This window comes from Massilia cavernae (assembly GCF_003590855.1).
GTDB classification, from domain to species: domain Bacteria; phylum Pseudomonadota; class Gammaproteobacteria; order Burkholderiales; family Burkholderiaceae_D; genus Telluria_A; species Telluria_A cavernae.
The window spans coordinates 1-13,911 of the sequence record NZ_QYUP01000178.1; the positions used below are offsets into that span (position 1 = coordinate 1).

12 protein-coding genes are annotated in these 13,911 nt (G+C 65.3%); 5 read left to right on the top strand and 7 right to left on the bottom strand.

Annotation, left to right across the window (positions count from 1 at the left end):
• Together D3872_RS23265 and D3872_RS23270 are read right to left on the bottom strand one after the other, a co-directional pair.
• A partial coding sequence (locus D3872_RS23265; protein ID WP_147373979.1) for an efflux RND transporter permease subunit occupies positions 1 to 1,822 on the bottom strand: 1,822 nt, incomplete at its 3' end.
• A 6-nt stretch (positions 1,823 to 1,828) separates the two neighbouring features.
• Positions 1,829 to 3,004 carry an efflux RND transporter periplasmic adaptor subunit gene (locus tag D3872_RS23270; RefSeq protein ID WP_119813001.1) on the bottom strand — a complete coding sequence of 392 codons (1,176 nt, stop codon included), beginning with the start codon at positions 3,002 to 3,004 and terminating at the stop codon, positions 1,829 to 1,831.
• A 409-nt stretch (positions 3,005 to 3,413) separates the two neighbouring features.
• Between D3872_RS23270 and D3872_RS23275 the strand changes: the two genes are divergently transcribed.
• Positions 3,414 to 4,991, top strand: a complete 1,578-nt coding sequence (locus D3872_RS23275) for a glycoside hydrolase family 13 protein (protein WP_119813002.1) — start codon at positions 3,414 to 3,416, stop codon at positions 4,989 to 4,991.
• 100 nt (positions 4,992 to 5,091) lie between these two features.
• Here the strand turns inward: D3872_RS23275 and ttcA are convergent, their stop codons facing one another.
• Genes ttcA through D3872_RS23290 form a run of 3 tightly spaced genes read right to left on the bottom strand, consistent with a single transcriptional unit; the run spans position 5,092 to position 7,184 of the window.
• The gene (ttcA, locus tag D3872_RS23280; RefSeq protein ID WP_119813009.1) at positions 5,092 to 5,982 is read right to left on the bottom strand and encodes a tRNA 2-thiocytidine(32) synthetase TtcA; all 891 of its coding nucleotides are present in this window, start codon (positions 5,980 to 5,982) and stop codon (positions 5,092 to 5,094) included.
• An 11-nt stretch (positions 5,983 to 5,993) separates the two neighbouring features.
• Positions 5,994 to 6,392, bottom strand: coding sequence for a dihydroneopterin aldolase (locus tag D3872_RS23285; RefSeq protein WP_119813003.1), 399 nt, complete (start codon positions 6,390 to 6,392; stop codon positions 5,994 to 5,996).
• Between the two features lie 9 nt (positions 6,393 to 6,401).
• Positions 6,402 to 7,184, bottom strand: coding sequence for an SDR family oxidoreductase (locus tag D3872_RS23290; protein ID WP_119813004.1), 783 nt, complete (start codon positions 7,182 to 7,184; stop codon positions 6,402 to 6,404).
• Positions 7,185 to 7,222: 38 nt separating this feature from the next.
• Between D3872_RS23290 and D3872_RS23295 the strand changes: the two genes are divergently transcribed.
• Positions 7,223 to 8,371, top strand: a complete 1,149-nt coding sequence (locus D3872_RS23295; protein WP_119813005.1) for a class I SAM-dependent methyltransferase — start codon at positions 7,223 to 7,225, stop codon at positions 8,369 to 8,371.
• Positions 8,372 to 8,487: 116 nt separating this feature from the next.
• A complete protein-coding gene (locus tag D3872_RS23300; protein WP_119813010.1) occupies positions 8,488 to 9,504 on the top strand; it encodes a J domain-containing protein in 1,017 nt (338 codons plus the stop codon).
• Here the strand turns inward: D3872_RS23300 and D3872_RS23305 are convergent, their stop codons facing one another.
• Positions 9,505 to 9,996 (bottom strand): chemotaxis protein CheW, encoded by a 492-nt coding sequence (locus D3872_RS23305; protein ID WP_119813006.1) that lies wholly within the window; start codon positions 9,994 to 9,996, stop codon positions 9,505 to 9,507.
• A 200-nt stretch (positions 9,997 to 10,196) separates the two neighbouring features.
• On the opposite strand from D3872_RS23305, the gene D3872_RS23310 reads away from it, so the two are divergent.
• Together D3872_RS23310 and D3872_RS23315 are read left to right on the top strand one after the other, a co-directional pair.
• Entirely contained in the window at positions 10,197 to 11,825 is a 1,629-nt protein-coding gene (locus tag D3872_RS23310; RefSeq protein ID WP_119813007.1) for a tetratricopeptide repeat-containing response regulator, read from the top strand.
• A gap of 30 nt (positions 11,826 to 11,855) precedes the next feature.
• Entirely contained in the window at positions 11,856 to 13,406 is a 1,551-nt protein-coding gene (locus tag D3872_RS23315; RefSeq protein WP_119813008.1) for an HDOD domain-containing protein, read from the top strand.
• On the opposite strand, the gene D3872_RS23320 is transcribed toward D3872_RS23315, so the two are convergent.
• Positions 13,366 to 13,911: EAL domain-containing protein (locus D3872_RS23320; protein ID WP_147373980.1), on the bottom strand; the 546-nt coding region annotated here is incomplete at its 5' end. The genes D3872_RS23315 and D3872_RS23320 overlap by 41 nt on opposite strands.

Consider the following 13,911-nt stretch of genomic DNA (forward strand, 5'->3'; position numbering starts at 1 on the left):
GCGCGATGTCGCTCATGCGACGGAGCACCGCGTCGGTGCGCTCCAGCGAAGCGCCGGCCGGCAGCTGCGCCACGCCGATAAGGTACTGCTTGTCCGGCGCCGGTACAAAGCCGGTGGGTACGCGCGCGAACAGCAGCGCGGTGGCGGCCAGCAGCATGAGGTAGACCAGCATCGCGACCAGTTTTTGTCCCAGCAGGCGCATCACGCCGCGCTGGTAGGCTTCGCTGGCCTGGTGGAAGCGGCGGTTAAAGCGGTGGAACAGCGGGCCGAGTACGCGGTCGAGTCCACGGGTGAAGGCGTCCTTGGGCGCGTCGTGCGGCCGCAGCAAGATCGCCGCCAGCGACGGTGACAGCGTCAGCGAGTTGAACGCCGAGATGATGGTGGAAATAGCGATGGTCACCGCGAACTGGCGGTAGAACTGCCCCGACAGGCCGGGCACGAACGCCAGCGGCACGAACACCGCACACAGCACCAGCGCAATGGCGATGATCGGCCCGCTGACCTCCTGCATCGCCTTGACGGTGGCGTTGCGCGGCGTGAGGCCGTTCTCGATGTTGCGCTCGACGTTTTCGACCACCACGATGGCGTCGTCGACCACGATGCCGATTGCCAGCACAAGCCCGAACAGCGTCAGCGTGTTGATCGAGAATCCGAGCGCCAGCAGCACCGCGAAGGTGCCGATGATCGACACCGGCACCGCCAGCAGCGGGATGATCGAAGCGCGCCAGGTCTGCAAAAACAGGATCACCACGATCACGACCAGCAGCACCGCCTCGATCAGGGTGATCACCACTTTCTCGATGGAGGTCTGCACAAAGCGCGTGGGATCGTACACGATGGCGTACTTCACGCCGGGCGGGAATGATTTGCTGGCGCGCTCCATCACCGTGCGCACGTCCTGCGACAGCGCCAGCGCATTGCTGCCGGGCGCCTGGAATATGGCGATGGCCGCCGCCTCCTTGTTGTTCAGCAGGCTGCGCAGCGCGTAAGTGTTGGCGCTCATCTCGACCCGGCCCACGTCCTTGATGCGCACCAGCGCGCCGGTCTCCGGATCGGCGCGCACGATCACTTCGGCAAACTCCTCCACGCTGGACAGCCGGCCCTTGGTGTTGATCGGAAGTTCGAAGTCGCTGCCGCCCGGAGCAGGCGGCGCGCCCACCACGCCGGCCGCCACCTGTGCATTCTGTTCGCGTATCGCATCCACCACGTCATTGGCGGTCAGCTTGCGCGTGGACAGCTGCTGCGGGTTGAGCCAGATGCGCATGGCGTAATCGCCCGCGCCAAACAGCAGCACGCTGCCCATGCCGTCGATGCGCAGCAGCTCGTCGCGCAGCTGCAGCTGGCCGTAGTTGCGCAGGTAGAGCGCATCGCGGCTGTTGTCGGGACTAAGGAGGTGCACCACCATGGTCAGGTTGGAGGCCTGCTTCTCGGTGGTCACGCCGATCTGGCGCACGATTTCGGGCAGGCGGGGCAGGGCGCGGTTGATGCGGTTCTGCACCGAGGTCTCGGCCACTTCGGGATCGGTGCCGATGGCGAAAGTGACGGTCAGGTTCATGCTGCCATCGGAAGTCGACTGGCTTTCGTAGTACAGCAGGTTGTCGATGCCGCTGATCTGCTCTTCCAGCGGCGTGGCCACGGTTTCGGCAATCACGCGCGGATTCGCGCCGGGGAACTGGGCGCGCACCACTACCTGTGGCGGCGCCACTTCTGGATACTCGGAGACGGGCAGCAGGAAGATCGACAGCGCGCCGACCAGGAAAATGAAAATCGACAGCACCGTGGCAAAGCGCGGCCGGTCGATGAATTTGCTGGCGATGTCCATGGTGGCCTATGGCTTTGCCGCGGGCGTGGCGCCGGGCGGCTTTGGTGTTACCGGCACGCCGTGCTCGTCCAGCGTAACCATCTGCGGCGTGACGGGAGCGCCCGGCATGGCCCGTTGCAGGCCATCGACGATGATGTTCTCGCCCGGGTTGACCCCGCTGACCACGCGCATGCCGTTGACCAGCGCTCCCGTTTTCACCTCGCGCGCTTCGACGATGCCCTTGGGGCCAACCACCAGCACGATCTTGCGGGTCTGGTCGGTGGTGATGGCGCGGTCCGGCACCACGGTGGCCTCATACGGTTTGCCGGCGCCCACCCGTATGCGTGCCGACAGCCCTGGCGTGAAGCGGCCGTCCGGATTGTCGAACACTGCACGCACCTGGATGCTGCCGGTGCCCGGATTGAGGCGGTTGTCGACGAAATCGATCTTGCCGGCATGCGGAAAGCCCTGCTCATTGAACAGGCCCATCCGCACCACAGGCGCGGTCTGGCCGTCGGCGGACTGGCCGTATTTCAGGTAGGCGGCCTCGCTGGCGTCGAAGTAGGCATACACGCGGTCGGTCGAAACGATGGTCGTGAGCACCGGTTCGTTGACGTTCACCAGGTTGCCCGCGGTAACCGTCGTACGCGACACGCGTCCGTCGATCAGGGCGGCGATGCGTGTGAACCCGAGGTTCAGGCGCGCGGCCTCCAGCGCGGCCTCGGCCGCACGCAGGCTGCTTGCCGCATTTTGCGTCGCCGCCCGCCGCTCATCGACCGCCTGAACGGAAATATTGTGTGTCGGGAGCAATTGCTCGGCCCGTGCCAACTGGGCGCGCGCGAGTTCGGCCTGGGATCGCGCGGACGCCACGCTGGCCGTGTTGCGCGCGACCTCGGCAGCGAACGGGCGAGGGTCGATGGTGAACAGCAGCGTGTCCTTGCGCACCCTTTGGCCGTCGCGGAAATGCACGCGCTCCAGTGTGCCCGCCACGCGCGCCCGCACTTCGACCTGGTCGACTGCCGCCAGCCGAGCGCTGAACTCTTCGAACTCCTCGACCATGCGCTTTGCCACTGGGGCGACGAGGACGGGCGGCGGTCCCTCCCCACCGGGAGGCTGCGCTGGCGCCTGGTCGCCGCAGCCCACGCAGGCCAGTGCGTTGACGGCCAGCAGCGCAAGCAGGCGAATTTTACTGGTCAGTCCCATGTCCCACCTCGCCGAAGGCGATCCGCCGGAACGTGAAATGGCGGACAGATCCAATTGGCGTCAGGAGGCCCGCAGGTGGTTCACTGGCAGTCGTGCACGGATTTGATGAATTCGGGATCCCTTGCTGCAGGTCGTTCAGGGACCACGGCCAAATCTAAAGCATCAGACATTCTGCCTGAGTTCGGAAAACGTGTCGCCCGCTCGCGCCTGCGTGTGGCGAAAAGAAAACGGCGCCGAAGCGCCGTTTGCATGGGAGGGCGCATCATGTTCTTGATCGCGGGAAATAAGTTAGCGAGTAGTAAAACAACAGTCAGGATGAGTGCTGGAATAGAATCCGGCTCTTCGATTGACAGCTCTGCCTGTTGGCGTATGATGCCATATCATGTAATAAAATTACATCGGAGGCAGTATGCATTTCAAACTTATTCACGCAATTGGCCTGATGGCCGCGTTTACCCTGTCCAGCGCCGTCCGCGCTGCCCCTTCAGTAGACATTTACGACGCCCGCGAAAAGGACTGGCGCAATGGCGCGGTGGTGTACCAGATCCTGGTGGACCGGTTCGCACCGTCGACCAACGTGGAGGGCAAGCGTAGCCTGTATGCGCCACCGAAGGTGCTGAAACCATGGAGCGAGACCCCCGCGCGCGGCGTCGATCTTGTCGACCAGAAGCTCAACAGCCACGAGCTCGATTTTTGGGGAGGAGATTTGCCGAGCGCAACGGCAAAGCTCGACCACGTTGCAGGGCTTGGTGCGGACGTTGTCTATCTCAATCCAATCCATCTCGCTTATACAAACCATAAGTACGATGCCTTGGACTTCAAGAAAATCTCGCCGGAGTTCGGTACAAGGGACGATTTTCGCCGTTTCGCGCGTGAGGCGCACAACCGCGGTATGAAAGTGGTGCTCGACGGCGTGTTCAACCATATGGGCCGCAATTCGCAGCCGTTCAAGGAAGCGATGGCCAATCCCTCTAGTCGCTGGCGCAGCTGGTTTGCCATCGGACCACAGTACCGCGGCGGGGCACGCGTTTGGACCGGCTATCAGAATCTTCCCGAACTGAACCTGGAGTATGCGCCGGTGCGCGACTATCTGTACCGGTCGGATGACTCCGTGGTACGCAGCTATCTGCGCGACGGCGCCGATGGTTGGCGCCTGGACACGGCGTTCGAGTTGGGGCACGCATACCTGCAAGAGGTGACGCGAGCCGCCCACGCGGAGAAGAAGGGCTCGCTGATCATCGGCGAGATCGCCAACTATCCTGGGGAGTGGGTGCGTTCGATGGATGCGGTTATGAATTTCAGCATGCGCCACATCGTGCTGGGCATGGCCTCTGGCGACATTGCGCCGGCGAGTGCGGGGCGAATGGCGGCGCGCATGGTCAGCGACGCCGGGATTGAGCCTATGCTGAAGTCGTGGGTGTTGATCGACAATCACGACATTCCGCGCATCGCAACCCAGCTTCCGAAGCAGGCCGCTCGACGTTTGGTTCAGACTCTGCAGTTCACTTTGCCGGGAGCGCCAAATATCTACTACGGCAGTGAAGTGGGCATGACCGGCGGACCTGATCCGGAAAACCGCGGGCCGATGCGCTGGGATCTGGTGTCCGAGACGAATCCCGAGATGGCGTGGATGCGCCAGCTGATCGCACTGCGCAAGCATCACCGTGCGTTACGCGTTGGCGACTTCCGCCTGATCGAAGCCGACCGGCTGTTGGCGTTCGAACGGCACGCGAGCCGGGCGCTCGACACTGTACTTGTCTTCTCCAATCCAACGCCACAGGCGGTAACGGAACGCGTGATGGTGGCTAACGCCGCGCTGATGGATGACACGCCCATGGCTGACCTGCTCGCGGCCCCCGGCGCCAAGCCAGTCACCGTCATCAATTCCGGGATAATGACCGTGACGGTGCCGCCTGAAACCACGCTCGTGCTGGGACCGGTCGAGCGCGACCTCGGCGGATATAGCCGTTACAAGCGTGTCCGGTAGATCACCGCGTTCATAGAGGAGCCTGGTCGGCGGCCGGCCGGGCTGCTGTTCGGTTTCGACACGAGCGTGACCGGCGGAACGACGCGAGCGTCGTTCATGTTTATTCCCGCTGCAGGGTGATCGTCCCCAGGCCCGCCACCGGCGTCGAGCACGGCTCCTCATCAAACGCGATATCGCCCAGCGGATTCGCCACGCCATCCGTCTTCAGGTCGGTGAACCCAAACAGTTCGCGATCCATCAAATGCGACGGTACCACGGTCGACAGCGACGAGAAGATGTTCTCGCAGCGGCCCGGATGCTTCTTGTCCCACTCGCGCATCATGTTCTTGATCTGCTTGCGCTGCAGGTTTTCCTGCGAGCCGCACAGGTCGCACGGAATGATCGGGAAACCCTTCACTTCCGCATAGCGCGTGGTGTCGGCTTCCTTCACGTACGCCATCGGGCGGATCACCATGTGCTTGCCGTCGTCCGACACCAGCTTGGCCGGCATGCCCTTCAGCTTCCCGCCGAAGAACATGTTCAGGAAGAAGGTCTCGAGGATGTCGTCGCGGTGATGGCCCAGCGCGATCTTGTTGCAGCCCAGCCCATCGGCCACGCGGTACAGGATGCCGCGGCGCAGGCGCGAGCACAGCGAGCAGGTGGTCTTGCCTTCCGGAATCAGGCGCTTGACGATGCTGTAGGTGTCCTGGTTCTCGATATGGAACGGGATGCCCAGCTTTTCCAGGTAGGCCGGCAGGATATCCGCCGGGAAGTTCGGCTGCTTCTGGTCCAGGTTGACCGCCACCAGCTCGAACTTGATCGGCGCGCGCTCGCGCAGCGTCATCAGGATGTCGAGCAAGGCGTAGCTGTCCTTGCCGCCGGACAGGCACACCATCACCTTGTCGCCGTCCTCGATCATGTTGAAGTCGCCGATCGCCTGGCCAACCAGGCGGCACAGGCGCTTGTGCAGCTTGTTGTTTTCGTACGCGACCTTGTCGGCCACTTCTTCCATCACCGCCGCGTTCACAGGCTCTCCTTGATCTGGAAGACTTCGACGCCCACGCCTTCGCAGTCCGGGTACACGTCCGGCTTCATGGTCGATACGCGCGCGGCGCGCACCTTCGGGTGCGCCAGCATCGCGCGCACCACGTCGTCGCACAGCGACTCCTGCAGGTGCACGTGGCCCTGGGCCATGCGGCGCGCGATGGTCTCGCGCATGAAGTCGTAGTCGACCACTTCTTCCAGCTGGTCGTCCATCGGTGTCGACAGCGCCAGCGGGATGTACAGGTCGACGTTGATCAGGACGCGCTGCTCGCCCTTCTTTTCGAAATCGTGCACCCCGATGTTGATCATCACTTCGTAGTTGCGCAGGAAAAGCCGGCGGCAGTCGGCGAGCTTGGGGTGGTGAAGGGCGGACAGCATGTTGAACCTCTATTTTTGTAAGAACATGACGTCGCGCGGAAGGCCAAGCAGATGCTGGCCGCCGTCGACGAGTAAAGTGGTGCCGGTCAGCGCGCGCGCGCCTGCCACATAGCAGACGGCGTCGACGATGTCCTGCGGCGTGCTCGAGCGGCCCAGCGGCGTGGCCTGGTGCGCCTTGGCGAAGCCGGTCTCGGTCTGGTCGCCGGATACCATCGTCAGTCCCGGCGCCACGCCGGCCACGCGCACCGTCGGCGCCAGCGCCTGCGCCAGCATCGTGGTGGCGGTCTGCAGCGCGGCCTTCGACAGCGTGTACGACAGAAAATCAGGATTGAGATTGTACAGTTTCTGGTCAAGCAGGTTGATGACGACCGCTTCGCCATCGGCCGGCGTGGCGGCGTGCAGCGCCTGCGCCAGGATCAGCGGCGCGGCCAGGTTGGCCTGCATGTGCTTCGCCAGCAGCGACGGCGAAAACGCGGTGGCGCTGTCGAATTCGAACAGCGATGCGTTATTGACCACGCAGCTGACCGGGCCCAGCGCTTCGAAGGCGCGGCCGAGCAGGGCGCCTGCCTCGGCTTCATCGGCCAGGTCGCATTGCAGCAGCGCTGCGCGGCGGCCCAGTTGGCGCACGCCGTCCGCGGTTTCCTCGGCTTCGGCTCTTGACGCGCGGTAGTGGACGGCGACGTCCCAGCCGGCCTGCGCGAGGCCGAGCGCGATCGCGCGGCCAATACGCTTGCCCGCGCCAGTCACCAGCGCCACCTTGTGCGCCGCTGCCGTAGTTCCAGTCGTTTGCATAAATTGTTTGTCCAAGCTGTTATGGCTACAATGCCGGGATGACTTTACCCGCTCCCGACAGCGACGCGCTGGCCGCGTCCCACGCATTGCAGAACCTGATCGCCGGTGAAATCGCCGGCAATGGCGGCGCAATGTCGTTTGCCCGATTCATGGAACTGGCGCTGTACGCGCCAGGCCTCGGCTACTACAGCGGCGGCGCGGCAAAGCTGGGCGCCGCGGGCGACTTTACGACCGCTCCCGAGATCACGCCGCTGTTCGGCGCCGCGCTGGCCCAGGCGGCAGCCGCTATTATCGCCCAAAGTGAGCCCAATATCCTCGAATTCGGGGCCGGCACCGGCAAACTGGCGCGCGACGTGCTCGGCGCGCTACAGCAGGAAGGCGTGGCCGTCGACAGCTACACCATCGTCGAACTGTCGGGCGAGCTGCGCGCGCGCCAGCAGGAAGCGCTGAAGGATTTCCCGCAGGTGCGCTGGCTGGACGGCTTCCCGGACAGCTTCAGCGGCGTGGTGCTGGCCAATGAAGTGCTGGACGCGATGCCGGTGGAACTGGTGAAAAAGACGGCGGCCGGCTGGCGCCAGGTGATGGTGACGGTCGAAGCGGGCGCCTTCGCGTACGTCGAGCGCGAGCCGGATGCAGCACTGGCGGCTCACATCGCGGCCCAGGTGCCCGAGGCAGATGAACTCCCGGAAGGCTACCTGACCGAAGTTCACCCGGTCGCCGCCGGCTTCATGGTTTCGCTGGCGCACATGATGGGCAAGGGCAGGGGAGCGGCCTTCCTGTTCGACTACGGTTTCCCGGCCCACGAGTACTATCTTGGCCAGCGCGAAGCGGGCACGGTGATGTGCCACTACCGCCACCATTCGCATCCCGATCCTTTCTACCTGCCCGGACTGCAGGACATCACCGCCCACGTCGATTTCACGGCGATGGCGCTGGCAGCGCAGGACAACGGCCTCGACGTACTGGGCTACATGAACCAGGCCTCGTTCCTGCTCGGCGCCGGCATCGGCGACCTGCTGACGCGCACCGATCCGCAGGACGCGATGCGCTACCTGCCGCAGGCCAATGCGGTGCAGAAGCTGCTGTCGCCGGCCGAGATGGGCGAGCTGTTCAAGGTTTTGATCGTCGGCAAAGGTGTTGCACTTCCCGACGCGATCGCGCGCGCCGACCGTAGCCATCGCTTGTAGACTTGGTAAAATGTTGCGGTTAAGACACAATCGCGGCTATGCTGTACGGCGGCGCGCGTGAAGCCGTATCGGCTATCATGAAGTTGAACAATATTGCCGTCCCCCCATTGAAGCCCATGGCCAAGATCCACACACACTACGACAACCTGAAGGTGGCGCGCGGCGCGCCGCAGGAAGTCATACGTGCTGCGTACAAGGCCCTGAGCCAGAAATACCATCCCGACAAGAATCCGGGCGACGAGAAGGCCGCGCGCATCATGGCCATCGTCAACAGCGCCTACAACATCCTGTCCGATCCGGTGCGCCGCGCGGAGCACGACGAGTGGATCGCGGCCGAGGAGTGGGAGATCGCGTGGCTGGAAAGCACCCGTTCCGAGGAGTCGCGCGACCGCCACCGCCCGGCCGAAGGGCCGGATAGCGCCTGGGAAGCCGAGCCGGCCGAGCCGCCGCCCCGGCCTTACCGCGCCGTGCGCGATCCGCGCTGGTGGCTGGGCATGGGCGCCTGCTTCGCGGCCGGCATCACTTCGGGCGTGCTGATCATCAGCACGCCCGAGGTGATGCCGGTGGCGCTGGCCTCCGCGCTGGCGCCGAAACCCGAAATCCGCGTCGATACGGCGCCAACGCCCGCCGCCGTGCCCGCGCTGGCCGAAGCCCGGCCCGAAAACGCCGTCGACAGCTGGGCCGTGGCCAAGCCGTCGTCGAACGCGCCGCCGCTGCAGGCGCCGGAAGTGAAGGCGCTCGCCGTGGCCCAGCTGGTGGTGCCGGCGCGCTCGCCCGACTGCGAGACTGAGCTGTACACCTTGACGGCGCCCAACGGCGAACCGTGGCCGGAAGCGTCGGGCTACGTGGAAGGCTACCCGGTCGGCAACCCGGGCGAGGAAATGCGGGTGATGGTCGATAACACGGCCAACAACTCGCCGGTGTTCGTCAAGGTGCATGACCTCGACCGGCGCTCGAATGTACGCCATGTGTTCGTGCTGGCGCACGAGTCGCTGGCGATCGAGAAGCTGGCGGCCGGGAAGTACGAGGTGCGCTACCAGAACATCGAGGCCGGCGGCAGCCAGGCCGATTGCCTGGACCGCAAGAGCGCCCTGAAGCAGGCAGCCGCCGCGCCGGCGGCGCCTGAATTCTGATCAGGAAGCCAGGTTTTCGATCAGTCCCATCTCGCCCGAGGACATCAGCTTGTCGATGTCCATCAGGATCAGCATGCGGTCGTCGACCGTACCCAGCCCCGTGATGTAGTCCGAATTGAAGGCCGTGCCCATTTCCGGCGCCGGTTTCACCTGGTCCGGCGACAGGGTGGTCACGTCCGACACGCTGTCGACCACCATGCCGACAATGCGGCCGCTGATGTTCAGGATGATCACCACGGTGAACTGGTCGTACACCGGCGTGCCGAGCTTGAACTTGATGCGCATGTCCACCACCGGAATGATGATGCCGCGCAGGTTGATCACGCCCTTGATGAATTCCGGCGCGTTGGCGATGCGGGTGACTGTCTCGTAGCCGCGGATCTCCTGCACCTTGAGGATGTCGATGCCGTACTCCTCGTCGCCGAGCTTAAACGCGAGGAATTCGCGCAACGCATCCTTGTTGGCGGAACCGGAAGTCGGGTTTTCTTGCATATTCACAATCCTTGTAGAAATGGCAGCAGTGCCGCTGCATGCCGCCGCTGCGGTGATCCCCACGGAGAGTAGCAGAGTATCTCCACGGTGACGAGTCCTGGGGAGGGATCAATACAACTTCAGGTTTTTCTTCCCCTGCCGTAATATACATACTTGGTGTGCAACCTTTACCCTTCCTGCATGGCCGCTGGACCACCACTATGAACGAACTTGCCGGACTCTCTGCGTTGATCATCGAACCCCACGCGGGCATGCGTGCGAGCATCCACAACATGCTCAACCAGTGCGCGGTGACCCGCATCGACCATGCCGGCAGCTCCAACAACGCGGTCAAGCACCTCACCCTGAAGACCTTCGACATGGTGCTGTGCGAGTATGACCTGGAAGGCGGCCAGGACGGCCAGCAGCTGCTGGAAGACCTGCGCCACCACAAGCTGATCAAGCTGTCGACCATGTTCTTCATGGTCACCGCCGAGGGCAACCACGGCAAGGTGGTCAGCGCGGCCGAGCTGGCGCCGACCGACTACATCCTCAAGCCCTTCACCGCCGACCGCCTGCTCGACCGCATCCTGCGCGCGCTGGCCAAGCGCAACGTGTTCACGCCGGTCTACCAGCTGATGGAGGAGGGCGACCAACGCGCGGCGATCGACGCCTGCGTCGACGGCGCCATGGTCCACCCGCGCCACGCGATCGATTTCCTGCGCCTGCGCGCCGAATTGCACATGTTCCTGGGCGAGCCGGAGCTGGCCGAGCCGATCTACCGCCAGCTGATCGAAGCCAAGGCGATCGCCTGGGCCAGGCTGGGACTGGCCAAGACCCTGTTCATGCGCGAGCGCCTGGACGAGGCCCAGGGCATCCTGGAGAACCTGGTCGAGACCAACAAGAATTTCGTCGACGCCTACGACTGGCTGGCCAAGACCCATGCCGCCGCCGGCGCGCTCGACAAGTCGCAGGAGGTGCTGAACAGCGCGGTGTCGGTGTCGCCGCATGCGGTGCGGCGCCTGCGCAAGCTGGGCGAGGTGGCGCTGGAAGCGGGCGACAACGATACCGCCGAAAAAGTGCTGAAGCAGGTGGTGGCCAAGGCCAAATACTCCGAGTTCCGCGACCCGGAAGACCATGTGAAGCTGGTGCAGACCCTGGTCAAGCGCGGCGACGCCGACCAGGCCGCCGCCGTCATCCGCGACCTCGACCGCTCGTTGGGCGGGCGCGGCAACACCACCGCCTGCAGCGCGGTGTCGTCGGCCATCCTGCATGAATTCACCGGCGACGAGAAGCGCCTCAACGAGTCGCTGGCGACCGCGCTGGCGGCCTGCAAGGATGCCCCCGGCCTGTCGGCCGGCGTCCGGCTGGAGCTGGCGCGCAGCTGCCTGAACAACAACATGGAGGCCGATGCCTCCGACGTGCTGCGCGACGTCATGCGCAACGCCCCCGACAACAAGGCCATGGCGCGCGCGATGGACGTGATGGCCAAATCCGGCCGGCCGGAGCTGGCCGAGGTGCTGGCCAGGGAAAGCCGCCAGGAAGTGGTCGACCTGGTGGCGCAGGGCGCGTCGCGCGCCAAGGAAGGCGACTTCCGCGGCGCGGTCGAGCTGATGACGGCCGCCGTCGCCAAGCTGCCGGACAACCCGCAGGTGGTGTTCAACGCCGCCGTCGCGGTGCTCAAGTGCCTGGAGCACGAGGGCTGGGACGACCGCCTGGGCCGCACCGCCCAGCACATGGTCGCTTCCATGCGCCGGCTCGACCCGGTCAACCCGAAGCTGCCCGCGCTGGCCGGCCTGCACCAGCAGATACTCGCAAAATACGACAAGGGCATGCGCAAGAAGGCGTAAGCCCGCATAACAAGAGAGCATCCGGAAAACATGGCAAGCGCATCCCCACCTCCCAGCCCGGGCAGTGACACCCGGCGCGTCCGCGCCGCCCTGATGAACAAGATTTGCGGCGACGAAGACATGTTCGCGCTCGGCAGTTCGGTGGCCCACGTGGTCCAGATGGCGTCGTCCGACGATCGCGGCGCCCACGAGCTGGCCTACTACGTGCTGTCGGACGTGGCGCTGACCCAGCGCGTGCTGCGCCTGTCGAACACCGTCAGCTACCGCACCGCCTCCGGCACCCCGGTCACCACCATCTCGCGCGCGATATCCCTGCTTGGCTTTAACAGCGTGAAAACCGCGGCGCTGGCGATGCTGCTGGTCGATGCGCTGTCGAACAGCGCCCATGCGCAGAGCGTGCGGGTGGAGCTGGAAGCCTCGCTGTGCGCCAGCCTGGTGGGACGCGAACTGGCGCGCAACAGTTTCTACCAGGGCGCCGAGGAAGCGTCGATCGGCGCGCTGTTCAAGAACCTGGGGCCGCTGCTGGCGGCCTCGCACGATCACGCGCGCTACCGCGAGATCAATGCGCTGGTGGCGGCCGGCAAGCACACCGTCGGCCAGGCCTCGCAGGAGGTGCTGGGCACCAGCTACGACGCGCTGTCGGAAGCGGTGCTGGGCGAATGGAAGATTCCGGAAGTGATCGTGCGCTCGCTGGCGCCGCTGCCGCCGGGCGTGCAGAAGGTCGCCGCCAGCCGCGGCGAATGGATGCGCCAGGTGGCGTCGTTCAGCATGGACGTGTCGCGCATGATGGCGCGCATGGCGCACCCGGCCGGCACCAACGAGGCCAAGGCGCTGCTGGCGCGCTACGGCGCGGCGCTGAACCTGGACGCCGCCAAGATGGAGGAGCTGCTGGCGTCGGTCGAGCGCGAGATGAACGGCCTGCTCGAGAGCATGAACATGAAGCCGCAGCCGAAGCCGGACGAGGCGCCGGGCGGCGGCCTGCCGAACGTGCTGATGCTGGCCAGCCTGGGCGGCGCCGACGATGCAGGCGCGGCCGGCTGCCATCCGAGCGGCAAGCCGTACAACGCGCGCGACCTGCTGCTGGCGGGCGTGCAGGACGTGACCCAGATGCGCGCCTCGGGGCAGAACCGCCTCAATGAGCTGATCCTGGCGGTGCTGGAAACCCTGTACCGCAGCATGGGCTTCCGCTTCGCCACCGTGGTGCTGCAGGATGCGAGGAGCGGCCAGTACCGCGCGCGCGTGGCCTTCGGCGAGCAGGAGGAAAGCCGCAAGGCCGGTTTCGTGTTCCCGGCCGAGTCCGGACGCGACGTGTTCCACCTGGCGATGGAGAACGCCGCCGACCTGATGATCTCCGACGCCACCGCGCCGAAGATCCGCGAGCTGCTGCCGGCGTGGCACCGCAAGCTGCTGCCGGACGCGCGCAGCTTCATCGTGCTGCCGCTGGTGGTCGGCAAGGCCCAGCTTGGCCTGTTCTACGCCGACCGCGCCCACGCCGCGCCCGAAGGCGTGCCGCCCGACGAGACGGCGCTGATCAAGGCGCTCAAGGGACAGTTGCTGGCAGCTCTTTGCCCGTCCTCATGAAGTCCAGGAACTGGCTGGCCGGCATCGGCCTGGCGAACAGGTAGCCCTGCGCTTCGTCGCAGCCCTGCTTGCGCAGGAAGCTGCTCTGGGCCTGGGTTTCCACCCCTTCGGCCACCACCGCCAGCCCCAGCGAATGGGCCAGGCCGACGGTGGCGGTGACGATGGCGGCGTCGTTCGGGTCGTTCTCCATGTCGGTGACAAAGGCGCGGTCGATCTTGATGCGGTCGATCGCGAACAGCTTCAGGTAGGAGAGCGACGAGTAGCCGGTGCCGAAGTCGTCGATCGCCACGTGGATGCCGCGCTCGCGCACCTGGCGCAACAGGCCGCGGGTGTATTCGGGGTCGCGCATCGCCGCCGATTCGGTGATCTCCAGTTCCAGCATCGCGGGGTCGACCCCGGCGCGCGCGATCAGCTGGTCGAGCCGCGGCAGCAGTTCGCGGCCCTGGCACTGGCGCGCCGACAGGTTGATCGCCAGCCGCAGGTTGCCGAAGCCGTTGCGGCGCCA